The organism is Chitinophaga ginsengisoli (genome assembly GCF_003014595.1).
In the GTDB taxonomy this organism is placed as follows: domain Bacteria; phylum Bacteroidota; class Bacteroidia; order Chitinophagales; family Chitinophagaceae; genus Chitinophaga; species Chitinophaga ginsengisoli.
Map to the genome: position 1 here is coordinate 315,208 of NZ_PYGK01000005.1, position 18,421 is coordinate 333,628.

Below are 18,421 nucleotides of genomic sequence, written 5' to 3' on the forward strand. Positions count from 1 at the left end.
CTAATTAATGGATGTCGCGCATTCAATGGTAATGGCCGTACCGGTGCCGGGTTCTGACTGGATATCGATCTTACCGCCCAGGAATTCCACGCGGGCTTCTATATTCGCCAGTCCGGCCCCTTTGAGTTTATTGCCTACGGTTGTATCAAAGCCCTTTCCGTCATCTTCCACGGTGAGGAACAGTGTATTGTCTGTCTGCTGTAGTAACACAAGTATCTGTGAGGCTTCCGCATGTTTGATGGCATTGTTCACCAGCTCCTGCATAATCCTGTATAATACCACTTGTCGTGTATGTTCCATTTTATCTGCCTGGAAATTGAACACCTGGCAGATGATGTTGTCAGTACCGGTCTTTTTCAGTCCCCTGCAGTATTCTACCGTGGCTTCTCCGAGACCATATTTAATCAGTATCTCTGGCATCATACTACGGGCAATACGGCGCAGTTCGTCCATAGCACCATCCAGGCGCTGTAAGGTATTCTGTACCACTGATTGCCTGTGTACCGTAGTCTGGGAAGGGCTCACGGTAGACAGTTCCAGTTTAATCCCCGACAATAGTCCGCCCAATCCGTCATGCAGGTCACGCGCCAGCCTGGTACGTTCTTTCTCCTGTCCTTCCAGCATGGCAGAGAGGAGGGATATCTTGTGTTCCTGGCGGATGCGTTCTACTTCAAATTCATGGAGTTGCCGCTGTTGTTCCAGCAGCTTGCGGCCATTACGGTAAAACAGGTAACTGAGTGCCGCCACTACCAGTAATGATAATATGATCACCACCATGAGCGATATCAGCAGCCGGTTCTTCTGCAATGCAAATTCCTGCCGTTCGTTCTCATGCTGCAATTGCAAAATGCGGTTCTCTTTTTCGGATGACTGATAATGCGCTTCCAGCTCGTGGATCTTTTCTGTGATCTCCCAGTCCTGCAGACTGTCGGCCAGTATGATGTATTGCCGCAGGTATTTATATGCATCGTCAGGAAAGTGCTGTTTGAATGACAACTCAGCCATCAGGTCCAGTGCATTTAAGCGGAAAGGGAAATCTTTCAGCGTAAATGACAGGCGCCCGTATTCATCCATCAGCTTCATGGCCTTGTCGTATTGTCCCTGTCTTTCAAAAAGTTTTGCCAGTGAGTACATGTTATTGCAGATAGCCACATTGTAGTTAAGTCTGCGGGCAATGGTGAGACCATTATAAAACATGTTTGTTGCATGGTGATATAACTGATGTTTCACATCCAGCAATCCCTGGTGATAATAGTAGTCGGCCCATATACTAATGGAGTCCACACCGGTCTTGTCCAGCTTTTCTTTGGCGGCCATCAGATGGGTTTCCATCTTCTGCAGACTGTCCAGGTGATACATACAGCTGGCCAGACTTAAATGCCTGCTGGCTATCAGATCGTTATAACGTGCAGGATCGTCATAACTGGTAAGGCTTTTATAATAATAGGAGATCGCCGTTTTATACTGTGACTTACTGAAGAAGATATCCCCCAGGCTTTGATAGGTAGCATTTAACTCCGGAATGGCGTTCAGTTTTTCCAGTATGGGAATGGTCTGCAGGTATTCCTCCATCTGAAATTGTGCCTGGCCCTTATTACCCAATACCTCTGCCAGGTTGATCTTGATCTGTGCCAGCAGCGTACGCCCTTCCCTGCTCGTATCTTTCAGCATATCTTCTCTGGCAATGAGCAGGTGTTTTTCTGCCTCCGGGAAATTATTAATCGAATTGAACCAGGCGCCTATAGCCAGGTAAGTGCGTGCAATACCGATTTTGTTGTTATGATCTTCTTCCAGCTGCAATGCCTGTTTGAAATACTTCAGCGCCTGCACGGTGTCCCTCAGGGGGAGTTTCCTGGCCAGCCTTATATATAGTTCGGAAGATACCTCGTCGGAAGATCCGCGTTTGGTACCCGTTGTAGAATGGGTCTGGGCGTATAACCTGGCAGTTATACAAAATAGGACGATAAGTATAGGTATTCTCATGGGCATAAATCAGGGCGGAAATATATAATTATTTGAGATACATATTCTTATTATTTTTCTTCTGTAAAAGTATCAATAGCTCCTCCCTGGGAAAACCCCTGTTTTCCGGGATTTTTTTCCCTGACTTCATTATTAATTTTGCATTGTGATTTTGAAAGCCCTTGATGATGATGGTTACAGGTATATATCGCTGCTTTAATAGTCCCTTAAAAATTGTTTAGACCAATGTTTTATGTGGATGGGCATTATACACCTCCGAGGATATCACAAAAATAAACTACCAGAAATATTTTAACCGTCTTTATAGTATCAACATAGTATCAACATTTTTGTGACGCCCCAGATTGTATTTTTGTTGAAGAACCTTGATGAAGGGCAGCGGGTGTGTGGACCCGCTGCCATCCACCATCAAAACGAAGATCAGGCAGGTACTCTGCGTGGTTTCTCTCTCTCCCAGAACCGATGTTGCGCAATAGCACTGATGAATGTCTTCGACAGTGCAGCCGTATCCTCACCCACTATAACACCTTCCATCAATGCTGATTCTTCCGAAAGATCCTCAGGTAATTTTTTAAAGAAATAGGTAGCTTCCAGTACCTGCAATGCGCCTGTATGTGCAGCAATGGCCTTACAATGCCTGTACGCCTCATTCAGGAAATGTACCGCATCTGCATCTGCTTCCAGTGTTGCTACACTGCTCACGCCTGCTGCAACGTATACAGCATCATATAAGACTGAAGCGGCGGTCAGGAAACTTCTGACTACGGGTATTGATGTATTATCTGCTGCAAGGATGCTTCCCAGATGTGGTGCTACTACTTCTGTAATAGCGCCTGCTGCTTCCAGTGCATTTTTAACCGTTGTTAATGACGCCGCATCCACGCCATCAGCTGCCAGCAATGCTATTTTCCGGGTATGGATGCTGTTTTTTACCGTATTGGCCATACTCAGTGCTGCGGAGATATCCGGAACGGGTGCTTTAGGTGGAAATGGTTCATATCTTTCAGGGTCAGCATCCGCAGGTACTGAGTGATTAATGGGCTTTTCCGGCATTTCCGGCACCTCCAGTCCCAGGCCATGCGCCACCTGTGTGGCCAGGTCTTTATCTACCTGTGTCAGAATGCCCACCATGCGTTGTCTGACAGCTACCGTTTCCACTTTGCCCAGTTCAAAGCGGAACGCGTCAATGAGATGTTGTTTTTCCGGGTCTGACTGACTGTTATAAAAAAGGGTAGCCTGACTGAAATGATCGAAGAAGCTACGGCTTCTTTCCCTGATCTTAACAGCACTGATCTTTTCTGTATAAGAAGTGAATCCGCCTTCTGCCGCTTTCGCCTGTGCCGGGTCTCCTCCACCAAGGGAATTAGGACTATAGCTGCTCCTGCCCCTGTTAATGGTCTGCCGCATGTATCCATCCCGCTGGTTATTGTGTACAGGGTTGATAGGACGATTGATGGGAATCTCCTGGAAATTGGGCCCTCCCAACCGTATCAGTTGTGTATCGGTATAGGAGAAGAGCCGACCCTGTAACAGGGGATCGTTGGTGAAATCTATGCCTGGTACGACATGTCCGATATGGAATGCCGCCTGTTCTGTCTCTGCAAAGAAATTATCAGGATTGCGGTTCAGCGTCATTTTACCGATGCGCTGTACCGGGACCAGCTCTTCCGGGATGATCTTGGTAGCGTCGAGCAGATCGAAATCAAACTTGTGTTCATCTGCTTCAGGCACGATCTGCACACCTAATTCCCATTCAGGAAAGTTACCGCTTTCGATAGCCTCCCAGAGGTCGCGACGATGGAAGTCAGGGTCCTTACCGGAGATCTTCTGTGCTTCATCCCAGGCTACCGAATGTACGCCAAGCAAAGGTTTCCAGTGGAACTTCACAAAATGGCTTTCGTTGGCCGCATTCACCAACCGGAAGGTGTGCACACCAAATCCTTCCATCATGCGGAAGCTGCGCGGAATGGCACGGTCGCTCATCAGCCACATCACCATGTGGGTGGATTCCGGCATGAGTGAGATGAAATCCCAGAAAGTGTCATGCGCAGATGCTGCCTGTGGTATTTCATTATGTGGCTCCGGTTTTACGGCATGTACCAGGTCCGGAAATTTCAAAGCGTCCTGTATAAAGAATACCGGCATGTTATTACCTACCAGGTCGAAGATGCCTTCATCTGTATAGAACTTCGTTGCAAATCCCCTTACATCGCGGGCCAGGTCTGTAGATCCCCTGGAACCTGCCACAGTAGAGAATCTCACAAATACCGGCGTCTCCCGCGAAGGGTCTGTAAGGAAGCCGGCTTTCGTATATTTTTCCATGGATTCATATACCCTGAATACACCATGTGCACCGGACCCACGTGCATGGACGACCCGCTCCGGAATACGCTCATGATCAAAGTGGGTAATCTTTTCCCGGAAGATAAAATCCTCCATCAGTGTAGGACCACGATCGCCAGCCTTCAGTGAATTATGATCATCATTGATCTTTACGCCGGTATTGGTCGTAATGATCTCACCTGTGCTGTCTTCTATGTCGGGGGATAGGTTTTCAATTTTTTTATTCTCGTCAAGAGCTTTGATAGTCTTTTTCCCGGGCATTGTTTTGAGTTTTTTATGGTTATCAGATGAGGAAGGCTTATTCTGCTGCCGCTTCGTAGTTGATGTTATTTTCCGCTATTTGTGTCAGCAGTGCATCTGTCTCTTTTTCTTCTGCCAGTGTGGCTTCGAGCAGGGAGGCTACTTCCGTAAGGCCAAGTGTGTTGGCCAGCTGTGCGAGTCCGCCATAAGTGGCGATCTCATAATGTTCTACTTTCTGTGCCGCGAGGATCAGTCCTACATCCCTGGTAGCAGTTCCTGCTTCCGTATCGGAAATAATGGATTCACCTTCCAGCACAATGCCCTCAATTGCATCGCATTTTTTACCTCTTGCAGGTTTACCCAGGAGGTCAAATACCTGCTCAAGGCGGTTAATATGTCCCAGTGTAGCTTGCAGGTGCTCTTCAAATGCTATCTGCAACTCGGGTGTCGTAGCAGATTTTTTCATTTTGGGAAGGGCCTTGGCAATATGATTTTCAGCCCAATAAATATCTTTGATCTCTTCACAGAAAAATTCCTGTAGGCGGGAGTCTGTCGTAGCGGTTGATGCTGTTTCAGCAGACCGGACCGCTTTCCGACTGATGGATGAGTTTTTAGCCATAAGTAAATACTTTTCATATTGTCTTGCCAACACCGTACCGTGGCTGGTACGTACAGGAATAGCCCGGCTGAAATGATAAGCCTGTAGCAGATTTTGCCCAGTATGTGCAGGATTAACAATAGTGAAATGACTTTCTGGAAAACTCTTCAGTTATTTAAGGCTAAATTTGCATCTGGCTTACAACAGTGAACGGGTATGAGTAACTATATTTTTATTGCCAGCTTTATTGGATTCCTTTTAACCACAACAGGTGTTGGATGTAACCGGCAAAATAATGATCGCCGGGCTGCAGTTTCGGATACAGCGAGGATCAGTACACTGATGCAACATGCAGAACGTTGTCTGAACAAGCCGGGGTCTTTTCCTCCGGATATGGACAGCGCTATGAATATGGCTGCTGAAATAGAACGGATAAGCACGCAGCAGCAATATAAACGCGGTCTTGGCTTAAGCAGATTATTACGCGCCAAAACGTTCAGGGAAATGGGACAAGGGGTGCAGGCCAGAACACCGGCTGCTCAGGCAGTGGAAATACTTGGTCAGGCGGGTACCGCCAGGGAGAAAGCCCAGGCATTGATCGAGCTGGGAGGCACCTACAGTAACGACGGGAACGATATGTCCCGTAAAATAGCACTCTATGAGCAGGGGATGCAGATCTATGCGGGCCTGGGGGAAAAGCTGTCAGAAGCACAGCTGAGAGAATTTATAGGAGATCTGTACCAGTTGAAGCAGGACTATCCCAATGCACTCACCCATCTGAAAAAAGCAGTGGCCCTCTACCAGGAAGTTGGCTATAAACGCCTGCAGGGCGTCTATGGACTTATCGGGTATGTTTATGTGCGGACAGATAATTTCGGAGAGTCACTTCGTTATAATACGCTGGCGGTAAAAATTGGTGAGGAGTTGAAAGATAGCGGATCATTAATGGCCACCATTTACAACAGGCTTGGCGATTGTTATTGGTCTATTGAAAACAATCAGCAGGCAATGGCCTGCTACAAAAAAGCATTGCCGATCGCTTATGCCAATAAAGATTCATTTGCCGTACAGAATATACAGTCTAGCATTGCCCGTGTACTGGCAAGAACAAAAGCCTATGGCGAAGCGCTGAAAGCAATCAACGCCGGAATAGCCATTTCTCCGGAACTGGATGTATACGATGAAAGCGCCTTTGATATATTGCGGCTGCATATTTATATCGCATTAAACGATCTGCCACAAGGTGAAATATATTTTCGCAAACTAAGAAAGGTGTATGACCAGGAAGACTTTGATGAAAATATGAGGCAGGCCTTACGGTTTTCCATGGCCTCTTACCTGGTGAATGCCGGCCGTTTCAGAGAGGGACAACAATACCTGGATGCCCTGTTCCGGCTGCAGGACCGCTATCCTGTGATAAAGTCCAAACGCGCTACTGCGGAGTATCTCTATTATCAGATAGATTCAGCTGCAGGTAAGCTGGGAACAGCAATGGCGCATTTCAGGAACTTTAAATCTATATCTGATTCTCTCCGGAATATGGTGCAGTCCCGGCAACTGGCAGAGCTACAGTTCCAGTTTGAAACAGAAAAGAAGGACAATGACATTAAACTGCTGGTACAGAAAAGTAAGGCACAGGAAGCCTCCCTGCAAAAAGAAAAGATCATCAGGAATGCGATTATCGCCAGCGTGGCCCTGCTGATCATTTTTCTCGGACTTGTCTACAGCCGGTACAGAAATAAAAAGGTGATGAACATCAGGTTGGAAACCCAGCAGCATGAGATCAACAGGCAGAATGAAGACCTCAGGAAACTGGTAGATGATAAGGAGTGGCTGTTAAAGGAGATTCATCATCGTGTGAAAAACAACCTACAGGTTATTATCAGTCTGCTGAATACACAATCCAGGTACCTTAACAATAAAGATGCACTTGATGCTATCAGGAATAGTCAGCAACGTATGTATTCCATGTCCCTTATACATCAGCGGCTTTATCAGACGGATAATCCCGGTACGATCGATATGCGCTGGTATATCCCGGAACTGATCGGTTATATAAAGGATAGTCATGAAGAGGGGAATAATATCAGATTTATTGTTGATTGCGGGCATATAGCACTTGAAGTTGTACAGGCAGTGCCCTTGGGACTTATTCTCAATGAGGCGATCAGCAATGCGTTGAAATATGCATTTCCTGATGGAAGAAAGGGTACGATCACTGTATGTCTGGAAATGGAAGATGATAAAAATTGCCGGCTCTCTGTCAGCGATGATGGGATAGGTATAACAGATCTCAATGATGCGCTTGAAGGCAGTTCACTGGGGATGCGTCTCATGCAGGGATTAAGTGAGCAATTGGATGGTTCGTTCACGCTCCTGAATAATCATCCGGGAGTATTTATTGGCGTGGCTTTCCCATACCATGAATTTACGCCGGAGAACAGAAAATATATATTGAACTGATGGCGAATAAAGGAAAAATACTCGTCGTAGAAGATGAATTCATTGTAGCCGATGATCTGCAGCAGATGTTGAAGAAGGCTGGATATGAGGTTTGCGGCATTGCATCGTCTGTTCAGAAAGCACGGAAACTGATACAACAGCATCAGCCGGATTGGGTGCTGATAGATATTATATTGAAGGGCGACTATTCAGGGATCGATCTGGGGAATGAATTGATGCAACAGCATATCCCTTTTCTGTATATCTCTGCGAATACCAACCAGCGGACGCTGGAAGCGGCTAAACTTACCCGTCCACATGGCTTCCTGGTAAAGCCCTTCCGGGAAAAGGACCTGTTTATTATGCTTGATATTGCCAGGTACAAATTACAGACGGAAACCAATCGGGACGAAGATAGAAAGTTCCGGAAAACAGTTGATGTCAGTCCGCATTTAAACGATACCGGATCTCACACGGCGGAAATACTTGAAAAGATAAGGATCGTTGCACCGGCAGATACTTCCGTATTAATCACAGGAGAAAGTGGTACGGGCAAGGAACTGGTAGCAAAAGCCATTCACAGATTATCGCTTCGGAGTGAGCTGCCTATGGTGGTGGTGAATTGTGCCGCGCTACCTGTTGCGCTGATCGAGACCGAACTGTTTGGACATGAGAAAGGCGCCTTTACCGGCGCTGGTCAGAGAAGGGTAGGGAAGTTTGAACAGGCACACCAGGGTACGATCTTCCTGGATGAAGTAGGAGAGCTGTCGCCGGATGCACAGGTCAAACTGTTGAGAGTACTCCAGGAGAAAGAAGTCGTTCGTATAGGAGGCGATGTCCCGGTTAAAATAGATGTGCGTGTTATTGCGGCCACGAACAGGCAATTGGAAAAGGAAGTAGCTGAAGGACGCTTTAGGCTGGACCTGTATTACAGGCTCAATGTGTTTCCGATCGAGCTGGTTCCTTTACGTGATCGAAAGCGGGATATACCCTTACTGGCAGATTATTTTCTGAAGAAATATTCGGAGAAGAACAGGGCAGGCGTTGAAAAGATAACAGAGAATGCCATGCGGCAGCTGATATCATATGACTGGCCTGGAAATATCAGGGAATTAGAACACCTGATAGAGCGTCATGTGCTCCTGGCTACAGGCAAAGACATCCCGGCGTTCGATCTGTCTTCATCTGCTACTGCTCCCGGTGTTGAACAAACAGGCAGACTTAAAACAATGGATGAAATGGAGCGTGATCATATTCTTAGTGCCCTGCAGGCCAGCAAAGGCAAAGTATCTGGTGCCGGTGGTGCCGCAGAGTTATTAGGGCTTCCCGCACAGACACTCTATTCCAAAATGAAAAGACTGGGAATAAAACAGGTATTCAAATAGCATCTGCCTGTCTGAGGGTGCTGCGAATGTTAAAATGCTCTTTTCTGATACCTAATTTCTGCATCCTGGAATTGAGGGTGGTAGATGGTAGCTGTAACTTCGCGGCGGCGCCATTAGGGCCTGCAATTCTTCCATTACAAAGCCTGACTACTTTAAGGATATAGTCCCTTTCCATGGTTGCCAGGGGAACTATGCTGAATAATCTTTCTTCTTCAGAAGAGGATGCTTCGTAATGTGCACAGGGAAGATCTATCTGCAGGACCTCTTTTTTACTAAGCAGTATGGAGCGTTCCAGCAGGTGTTCCAGTTCCCTGATATTTCCGGGCCAGTCATGATACATCAGGCTTTCCATTACCTTGTCTGTTATGATAGGCGCTTTTTTGCCGTATATGCTCGCATAATGGTTGACGAAATGTGTGACCAGGACGGGAATGTCTTCCTTCCGCTTGCGCAGCGGAGGTATTGATAGCGGCACTACATTCAGCCGGTAGTACAGGTCTTGCCGGAAATTACCAGCTTTCACTTCTGCTGCAAGATTACGGTTAGTAGCGGCAATAATGCGCACATTCAATTTGATGACGCCTTTTCCCCCTAAACGTTCTATTTCTTTCTCCTGCAATACCCTTAATAGTTTTGCCTGGAACTCCAGTGGTATTTCTCCTATTTCATCGAGGAACAGGGTTGTATCGTTCGCCTGTTCAAACTTGCCGATCCTTCGCTGTAAGGCCCCTGTAAATGCGCCTTTCTCGTGACCAAACAGTTCGCTTTCGAAGAGGTCAGGAGGTAATGCAGCACAGTTCACTTTTATCATCCTGTGATGCCCGCGGGGAGATGCAGCATGTATCGCATTCGCGATCACCTCTTTACCGGTACCTGTTTCACCCTGTAATAATACGGTCGAATCTGATGGTGCGACCCGCTCTATAACAGCAAATATGTTTTGTATACCAGGAGAGTTGCCTATGACGGCTTTGATACCATTATCCTGTTTGGTATTGCCCTGGAACCCGGGAACATCTCCGTCTGTCTGCTCCTGGTACTTTCTTATTTCCCGGAGTTGCCGCTCCATGGTCTCATTGAGCAGGATATTGCGAAATCCTGTACCCAGTATATCTGCTATACATTTAAACAACCCGAACTTATCTGCCTGGAAAGCGCCTTTCTTTTCTCCGTAGAGATATAACACGCCTACAGGCATACCTCCTCCTGATATTTTTACCAGCAACATTTCACTGATACCGGCATTGAACCAGCGGTAAACATACCTGGGAACGGTATTGGCCTTTATGGCGGTCTGTAGGTCTATAAGCACCGGCTCTTCCGACGCAAGAGCCTTGTCAAAAATACCGTCATTGACAGGATGACCGGATACGATGATGGGTGTTTCATCCCGGTAAGGAATACTGTTTTCCGCTGTATATAGGAATGGAGAATGTGTAACGCCGTCTTCATTGATCAGGCAAAGGGTATAATATCTTCCTCCGAAAAGCCCGGGTAATTGGTCGGTGATGACTGTCTGGAGGTCCTGTCTGTTCTTTGCTCCGGCGATGATGCTACTCAATTTCAGCAGGACGGCCTGTTCTCTTCGCTGTTGTTCGAGGCTTTTAATAAGGAAATGGCTGTCAGGTGTATCATACCCGCGCTGTTGTCTGGAAGTATATGCTTTTTCCATACTTGTTCACTATGTTCCGGAACAAACATAGTCACAATAAAAGCGCTTCTATAGAAATGTTACGTTTCGCCGCAATTTTAGGTTCCTGCATAAATTCACGAAATATCGTGAATGAGAGTGTATGATCGTTCACTCGCATACCTGCATACACAAACGGAGGGACAATTGCCCCTCCGTTTGTGTATTATACAACATGATACATTAAATACGCTTAAACAGCCAGAGCTGATGATCACCTCCATTGTTTGCATACTGCGCTACGCGGGCGCCCGGAGCTGTTGATTGTGCCCCTATTTCCAGTACCTTACCGCTTTGTACGCCTGTAAGGGTATAGTAACCGTCTTTTTGTGCTGTAATGGTCCACTTTTGATTATCACCGCCATTATAGTCGTACAACTGCAGGCCTGCTCCATTTAAAATGGATTGCCCCGTTATATCCAGCGTTTTGCCACTTTGTACACCGCTGATCTGGTACTGATTATTACCCAGGTGCCTGATCTGCCATTGTTGGTTACTGCCATTGTTGGCTGTCCATTGCTGTATAGGCGTCCCATTGGCGGTCGATTGGCCGGTGGCGTCAAGTGCTAAATTGCTGTTCTTGTTGACGATATTGTAAATGCCGTCCGGTATAGACTGACTACCTCCCGTATATGGCGCCAGCACATCTTTCAGTAAAGCGGCCGCTTTTATATGTCCGGCTTCACTTGGGTGCAGATTATCCGGCAGATAATCGGCTGTTGACTGCGTAAGCCATCCCGCTGTATTGATGTAATGCACTTTTTTGTCGCCCGTGATGATACGGTTTTCCACGGCGGCTACAGTAGGCTGTGAACGTATACCGAGAAAGGTACGCATAACAAATATCTCTGCCTGAGGGAACCTGGAACGGATACCCGCTAGCAGCCCAGCATAAACATCCCGGAAGGTGCTGTCGGAATCTTCGTAGTCGCTGTCGTTCGTGCCAAGATTGAGCACTATCACCTGCGGTGTGTATTTCGAAAAATCCCAGGAAGGAGAGGACGGATAATTCGGTGGCTGCAAACGGAAATATTGCGCATCCATGGCTATTCCATGTCGCTGACTGCTCACCAGTGCAATGCCGGGATAAGCAATCTGCGTATGTTCGGCACCCAGTGCTTCTGAACAGATCCATGCATAGTCAGACACATTTGCCTGATCATTCAGGTAGCCTGCGGTGATGGAATCGCCAATATATTCGATGAGATAAGCACCGGTAGATGGTTTGCTGGTAACAGCGCCCGCATCGAGTATCAATCCCATAAAACTGAATACATAGTCATAGTCTCTTCCCTGTGCTACCGCCAGTGTATGCGTGCCGCTGGTAAGCGGCATAGGTGTAAGATTGATGACGCCACCCACATTCTTATAAGAGATCCATGGTCCGTTATCTATCCGGGCATAGAAATTACTGGTGTTGCCGGTCTTTAATTTGACAGTAGTGCCTGTAAAGTTCACCTTCAGGTAAGCACCACCCCAATAGCTCGTATAACGGCTGTTATCACTAACATCCCAGCGCCCGAAATACCTGATGTTGCTATCATCAGGTGTGCCGCTACCTGCAGCAGCCAAAGCATAAGCAATATTATCTGATGTGGTGTTCATGATATCCTGATTGGTATGCTTCTTTGTGCAGGCACTCAGCAGGAAGGAAAATATCAGTATAAAAGTTACACTTAATCTGTTTAACATGTTTCTTATTTTACAGTATTAACTATAATTCAGGGAGCACTGATGATCCACTGCTGATTGGTACCGTTGTTGAGCCCATATTGTTCAATAAGCGTTCCCGCCACGGTGGATAATGCAGGCACCTCTATCACTTTACCGCTTTGTACACACAGTATCGTGTAATATCCGCCAGCAGTGGGCGATATTATCCATTGTTGATTGGCGCCGCTGTTATAGTCGTAGAGCTGTACCTTAGCACCGTCATCCAGGCTCTGTCCGGCTACATCAAGCGCTTTCCCACTCTGTACTCCGATAATCTTATAGTGATCGCCGCCAAGACTGGTGATGGTCCATTGCTGGTTAACGCCTCCGCTATAGGCCCATTGCTGTACTGGTGTCTGATTGACAGTACCCTGTCCTTTTGCATCCAGCGCCAGGTTACTGTTACGGTTAATGATCCGGTAGGTGCCATCAGCCAGCGGACCTTTTCCACCTATGATATGTGGTGTGGGGTGAGTGGCCTGGTAGGGAATCTCACCTTTAATCATTCTCCCCGCATCATGTACGAGGCGCAGGTAGAAATCTGAAGAGACAGCCACGCCATCCTGGTCAAGATTAACAAACGTAGTACCTGTAGGACTTTGTGAAGCATTTTCAGCCACTTTAAATATGGCGGTACCCTCATTCATTTCGTCGAACATGGCGATATACAGACTTTTTGCGCCTACTTTTTTCATCACCGCTACCTGCGCCCACATGAAATCGCCATGATTTCTGGGGATCTCGTTAAGAGGACTGCCGGCATTGCTGTTATGAAAAGAGAAGCCGGGATAAGCAATCGGCTGGTAGTCGATACCGTGAGATTCACAGTAATCATAATCGCCCTGTATCCATGGCTGATAAGATGCCACTACCTGAGCGGCTACTGCCCAGGGAGCCAGCATGTTGAACGATTCATAGACCTTCATGAAGTTGGTGCGGGAAAATACATTCGGCGTACGCCAGTCCATAGGAACACTGCCAATAACATAACATCCCTGGCTTTTGAACCAGTTGACTACATCTATACAGGCGGCAGAGTCGCCACCACCTGGTTCTTTCGCTCCCTTATAGCCCATGCCGAATATACACACCACCGGTTTCCCGTTCTGTTTCGCATAAGCGGGTGAGGACAGCAGGTCCAGGCTACCTTTAATGGTATTGATCCAGTCTGCTTTCAGACGGCTCTGCATCTCCGCATCGCCGGAGATATCATACATGATATAAAACTTTCTGCCGCTGGCTTCTGCAGCAGCCCTTACTTTCCGCGCCATACCATCCCTTTGCGACTTAAATGGAGGATCAGACAATTCGCCCGTGAACCGCTGCAGCGCAGCGCAGTCAATACCATTCTCCTGCATCCACCTGAAATGCACATCAACGGTAGACTGGTCATAAGAGGAGAACATCTTCGCCGGTTGTCCGTTCCCCAGGGCAGGGAATGGCGTCTGATAAGTCACTGCATACTCTCTTGTATCGGGCCACATGTCCAGGTTCTGGTGTGTCCACCGGTCAACGGCTGATCCATCGCCAGGAGCGGTGAACCACCCCTGGTAGCCAACGGTCACTTTTCCTACCACATCGCCAAGGGGGGAGCCTTTCAGCACTGCATCAGCTGTCAATCCCGAAGGAGGTGGTGTTGTTTCTGTATTGTTTTCTTTTTTGGTACAGGCAGATAGCATGGCTATCAACAAGCCTAAGGCAAGACAGGTTTTCTTCATAAGATAAACTGGTTTACGTAAATGGTTATTTGTGTCCGGTATTCCGTTTTCGCTACCATACATGGCAAACCAGGGGCCATCCTACTAAAAGCTTATCTATGAGAAAGTTCGCATCTGGGATGAACAAAGTTTTTTACGGTATATCGTAGAACAGCGAAATGCAATTATGAACTGAAATAAAAAAAGGACTGCCGGCCTCCTGAGATGGAGGGTTTCGCAGTCCTTCTTTAAACACGCATAGCAGGCGCCAAAGCCGCACTTATGCCAACGTACGCGTTTCCGGCCTATACCTCACAAAAAAAGCCAACCATATCGTCCTTGAAACCCGCATAATCGGCGGTTGCAATAATACCAGCAATACCGCATTAATTCCCAGCCACCAGAACATCCGGTTATCGTACAATGAAAAACCAATAAACACCCACCACGCAATAAACGTCGCCACACTGAACGCCACCGTCAGCGCATAACTAACATAGCCGGTTCCAAAATAAAACCCTATCTCTCTTTCAAAATCCTCCCCACACACCGGGCAATGTTCATTCATCTCGGTAAAGTGCTTCAGGTTATAAGCATTATCAGATTTAAATATTTTCCCCTTACGACAGGCAGGACACCTGTTCTGTAAGATACTGCCCATCAGGTTAGGCTTGTTGTCGAATTTCGCTGCACACATATAATAGTTGTTTTAGCTGTATCAAAGGTAGCTCAATGCCCTTCTCCCGTTATGGTGGTATTCGGCTTCTTTATGGTATTTTTTACTGATTCGTCGCAGGAAAAAGACAGTACATATAAAATATTTTTATTTTATAGGGGTGCTTTCTATTTTTGCCGTCATTATTACTTTAAGACAAGTCTCAACACCATGACGGGCAAGATGCGAAAGAGGATTTTCCGAATCGTTTTAATACCTATTACTATCCTGATAATACTGGCCGGAATTGCAATAGGGGTACTGTATTCCCAACAGCAGCGCCTTATTAATCTGGCAATCAAAGAGTTAAATAAGCAGCTACCCGGCGAGCTGGTCATAGAAGGTAGTACCATCTCCCCATTCCAGAACTTTCCTTACATCTCCATAGGACTGACAAACGTCCGGTTTTTCGCTACGAAACAACAAACCGGCAGGCCCATGTACCAGCTTGAAAAGTTGTATGTCGGATTCAGCCTGCCCGATATCCTTCGACAGAAATACAACGTCAAGGTTATAGTACTCAAAAAGGGTCACCTCGACCTGGTAAGGGATGTAAATGGTAAACTGAATATCGTTGAGGCCAACAGGATACAACAGGATACCATCACAACAACAGCCACAGAATCTGCATCTCTCGACCTGGACATCAAAAAGATCGTACTGAAAGACCTGGACATTGATTTTTCCGATAAACAAAGCGGCCAGCACGTCAACGCGCATATCGGGAAAGTAAAAACCGCTTTCCGTATGGATAACGTAACCATCTTTGCCCACCTGGAAGGAGGCATGATCGCCGACTATACCACTCCGATAGATACGTCCCTCTTCCGGCATAAAAAAGTAGAACTGGACCTGCAGCTGACATATGACCAGGACCATCAGTTCGTCAGCCTGTCAGAAGGTGGTCTGAAACTGGAAGCTGCCAGCTTTAGTGTAACCGGTACGGCAGACCTGAAACATGGTAATAACGTCAACTTCAAAGTGAAGGGAGACAGGCCTGATATCGGCCAGTTACTGTCCTTTGCACCGGCATCAGTCGCAGAACAACTCAAGCAGTTCCGTTATGATGGCCGCCTTTACTTCGATGGGATCATCAGGGGAAAACTCTCCGGCGACCAACTGCCGCTGATAAAGATCAATTTCGGATGTGAGAACGGCTGGCTGCTGAACGCCACCGCCAATAAAAAGATCGATTCCCTGGGCTTCAAAGGCTTCTATACAAATGGTGCAGAACATTCCCTGAAAACCTCAGAACTGCACCTGCTCAGTGTCAGCGCCCGCCCTGAAAAAGGTACCTTCAAGGCCAACTTTGTCATGAAGGACTTTACCGATCCGAAAATGATCATGCAGATCAATTCTGAGCTGGAACTGGAGTTTATAGGCGCATTTCTCGGTATAGCTGACCTGCAGCGTCTCACGGGACACATCAACCTGAAGATGGACTTTAATGAGCTGGTAGACATGACCGTACCGGAAGTGTCTATGGGTAAGCTGAAAGAGGGCATCCAGAGTGAACTGAAAGTGACCAACCTGACCTTCCGTATACCCAACTACCCACATATTATTCATAACCTCAACCTACATGCAGATATGAAGGGCGGTTTCGTAAAGCTCGATACACTGTCCTTCTACTTTGGTAACTCCGACTTTGCCATGAATGGCTCCCTGAGCGATCTTCCTGCCCTGTTCCATCAGCAGGAAAAGCCGGTAAAGGTGATATTCAATGCCCGTAGTAAGAAGATGATCCTGAAAGAACTGCTGTCGTACGATTCAACTGTGGCAAAGAAAGCAAAGGAAGAGATCTACGGATTTAACATAGGACTGTCTCTGGAAACATCTGTAAAAGAACTGCAGCATCCTGCTCCATTGCCTAAAGGCAGATTTAAGATGGAGAAACTCTATGCCAGCTTCAAAGAATATCCGCATGCTTTCCATGATTTCGGCGCCGAACTCAATATCAATGATACAGCTTTGTTACTGCGGAACTTCGGCGGTATGATAGACAGCAGCGATATCCTTTTCAGTGGTCGGGTGATCAACTACCAGCTTTGGTTTGATAAAGTGATGAGGGGAAAGACGCAGGTAGCGTTTGACCTGAAATCGCAGCACCTGGCAATGAAAGATGTACTGGGACCTATCAGCCGCAATTACGTGCCTAAAGACTACCAGAAGGAAGTTGCTTCCGGTATATGGTTACGTGCGAAGGCCGACCTGCGTTATGACTCCATCTTCAAATTCGCCAAAGTGAAGCTGGCGAATGTATCAGGAGAGTTGCAGGAACATAAGATCAAGGTGGATAGTATTAAAGGTACCGTGAAGGTCGGATCTGATAATTTCCTGAAACTCGATACACTTACAGGCCGTATCGGCAAGACTGATTTTGACATCAGCATGCGCCTGTACATGGGAAAAGATACGACGAGACGCAAGAAGGAAAACTTCCTGCAATTCACTTCCCGCAACCTCGACCTTGACCAGCTGACCAATTATAAACTGACGGCTAATGAAGATGAAGAAACCGTTGTGGCAGCGCCTGCCGCAGGCCGTGCTGTAGTCAAGGACACTACGCATTCCGGCGCCTTTAATATCTTCAATATACCATTCATCGACTTCCGCGCTACTGTCAATATCGGCAGGGTAAAATATCACCGCCTGTGGCTGAAGAACGTTACCAGCAACATCCGCATGCAGGCCAACCAGCACCTGTATCTCGATACACTGGGTATGGGCATAGCAGAAGGTCAGATAGGGATGAGAGGTCATTTCAATGGTACTGATCCGAAAAAGATATACTTCCGCAGCAGGATAAGAGCATTTGACGTAAATATTGAAAAACTGATGCTGAAGCTCGATCACTTCGGGCAGGACTATGTGATCAACAAGAATGTAAAGGGCCGTCTTAATGGACAGATCAGAAGCCGTATACAGATGCATCCTGACCTTACGCCTATCATCGATAACTGTGAGGCGCAGCTGGACCTTGATATCCGCAATGGCAGCCTGGTAAACTTTGCACCCATGCAGGCAATGGCAGGTTATTTCAAAGACAAGAACCTGAACATGATCCGCTTTGATACTTTGAAGAATAAACTGACGCTGAAGAATGGTGTGTTGGAAATTCCAAAGATGAATATCAACTCTTCCCTGGGCTTCATGGAGATCTCTGGTAAGCAGTCGCTGGATATGAAAATGGAGTATTACATGCGTATACCAATGAAGATGGTCACACAGGTCGGCTTTCAGTCCCTTTTTGGCCGGAAAAGGGAAGAAGTGGACCCTGACCAGGTAGATGCCATTGAGTACCGCGATAAGGATAAAAAGATCCGTTTTATGAATATTAAGGTAACGGGCACACCGGATAATTTTAAAGTCGGATTAGGAAAAGCGAAAAAAGCATAAAGCAACATAAGTCAAAGGAGAAAGCCGCTCTATAAAAAGGGCGGCTTTTTATTTTGTCATGTATTTGTTATTCCCGTTTGCGTAAAAGAAATTCCCGCTTTGATCAACTACCCTTAGCTTTTTGAAATAGCTTCGCCACGATCTAATGAAATAAAAGACACCTATTTAACCCGTTTTAAAAACCATTTTAGCAGGTCGCAGTTCATCAGTTCCTGT

10 protein-coding genes are annotated in these 18,421 nt (G+C 46.8%); 3 read left to right on the plus strand and 7 right to left on the minus strand.

All coding sequences use genetic code 11. The features are described 5' to 3' along the window. The 3 genes from CLV42_RS14865 to CLV42_RS14875 form a co-directional block, all read right to left on the minus strand. A complete protein-coding gene (locus CLV42_RS14865; RefSeq protein ID WP_170117522.1) occupies window positions 1-1,983 on the minus strand; it encodes an ATP-binding protein in 1,983 nt (660 codons plus the stop codon). Between the two features lie 420 nt (window positions 1,984-2,403). Further along, window positions 2,404-4,587: a catalase gene (locus CLV42_RS14870; protein ID WP_106602708.1), complete on the minus strand. Its 2,184-nt coding sequence runs from the start codon at window positions 4,585-4,587 to the stop codon at window positions 2,404-2,406. Window positions 4,588-4,624: 37 nt separating this feature from the next. Further along, window positions 4,625-5,185: a YciE/YciF ferroxidase family protein gene (locus CLV42_RS14875; RefSeq protein ID WP_106602709.1), complete on the minus strand. Its 561-nt coding sequence runs from the start codon at window positions 5,183-5,185 to the stop codon at window positions 4,625-4,627. A 195-nt stretch (window positions 5,186-5,380) separates the two neighbouring features. Here CLV42_RS14875 and CLV42_RS14880 point away from each other — a divergent pair, with 195 nt between their 5' ends. Together CLV42_RS14880 and CLV42_RS14885 are read left to right on the plus strand one after the other, a co-directional pair. Next, a complete protein-coding gene (locus CLV42_RS14880; RefSeq protein ID WP_106602710.1) occupies window positions 5,381-7,627 on the plus strand; it encodes a tetratricopeptide repeat-containing sensor histidine kinase in 2,247 nt (748 codons plus the stop codon). After that, complete coding sequence (locus tag CLV42_RS14885; RefSeq protein WP_106602711.1) at window positions 7,627-8,991, plus strand: sigma-54-dependent transcriptional regulator; 1,365 nt, start codon at window positions 7,627-7,629, stop codon at window positions 8,989-8,991. The genes CLV42_RS14880 and CLV42_RS14885 overlap by 1 nt, the downstream gene beginning before the upstream one ends. Here CLV42_RS14885 and CLV42_RS14890 read toward each other — a convergent pair. From CLV42_RS14890 to CLV42_RS14905, 4 genes are all read right to left on the minus strand, one after another. Then, window positions 8,984-10,663, minus strand: a complete 1,680-nt coding sequence (locus tag CLV42_RS14890; RefSeq protein ID WP_106602712.1) for a sigma-54-dependent Fis family transcriptional regulator — start codon at window positions 10,661-10,663, stop codon at window positions 8,984-8,986. The two genes, CLV42_RS14885 and CLV42_RS14890, sit on opposite strands and share 8 nt — an antisense overlap. 201 nt (window positions 10,664-10,864) lie before the next feature. Further along, entirely contained in the window at window positions 10,865-12,373 is a 1,509-nt protein-coding gene (locus CLV42_RS14895; RefSeq protein WP_106602713.1) for an RICIN domain-containing protein, read from the minus strand. Between the two features lie 29 nt (window positions 12,374-12,402). Then, entirely contained in the window at window positions 12,403-14,112 is a 1,710-nt protein-coding gene (locus CLV42_RS14900) for an RICIN domain-containing protein (protein ID WP_170117523.1), read from the minus strand. A gap of 259 nt (window positions 14,113-14,371) precedes the next feature. Further along, window positions 14,372-14,788, minus strand: coding sequence for a DUF983 domain-containing protein (locus tag CLV42_RS14905; protein ID WP_106602715.1), 417 nt, complete (start codon window positions 14,786-14,788; stop codon window positions 14,372-14,374). Between the two features lie 201 nt (window positions 14,789-14,989). Here CLV42_RS14905 and CLV42_RS14910 point away from each other — a divergent pair, with 201 nt between their 5' ends. After that, the gene (locus CLV42_RS14910) at window positions 14,990-18,205 is read left to right on the plus strand and encodes an AsmA family protein (RefSeq protein WP_245901658.1); all 3,216 of its coding nucleotides are present in this window, start codon (window positions 14,990-14,992) and stop codon (window positions 18,203-18,205) included. The last annotated feature ends 216 nt before the right edge of the window (window positions 18,206-18,421 follow it).

Coding starts and splice junctions, on each gene's coding strand:
- CLV42_RS14865 (WP_170117522.1), bottom strand. CDS start 1,983: ATGAGAATACCTATACTTATCGTCCTATTTTGTATAACTGCCAGGTTA.
- CLV42_RS14870 (WP_106602708.1), bottom strand. CDS start 4,587: ATGCCCGGGAAAAAGACTATCAAAGCTCTTGACGAGAATAAAAAAATT.
- CLV42_RS14875 (WP_106602709.1), bottom strand. CDS start 5,185: ATGGCTAAAAACTCATCCATCAGTCGGAAAGCGGTCCGGTCTGCTGAA.
- CLV42_RS14880 (WP_106602710.1), top strand. CDS start 5,381: ATGAGTAACTATATTTTTATTGCCAGCTTTATTGGATTCCTTTTAACC.
- CLV42_RS14885 (WP_106602711.1), top strand. CDS start 7,627: ATGGCGAATAAAGGAAAAATACTCGTCGTAGAAGATGAATTCATTGTA.
- CLV42_RS14890 (WP_106602712.1), bottom strand. CDS start 10,663: ATGGAAAAAGCATATACTTCCAGACAACAGCGCGGGTATGATACACCT.
- CLV42_RS14895 (WP_106602713.1), bottom strand. CDS start 12,373: ATGTTAAACAGATTAAGTGTAACTTTTATACTGATATTTTCCTTCCTG.
- CLV42_RS14900 (WP_170117523.1), bottom strand. CDS start 14,112: ATGAAGAAAACCTGTCTTGCCTTAGGCTTGTTGATAGCCATGCTATCT.
- CLV42_RS14905 (WP_106602715.1), bottom strand. CDS start 14,788: ATGTGTGCAGCGAAATTCGACAACAAGCCTAACCTGATGGGCAGTATC.
- CLV42_RS14910 (WP_245901658.1), top strand. CDS start 14,990: ATGCGAAAGAGGATTTTCCGAATCGTTTTAATACCTATTACTATCCTG.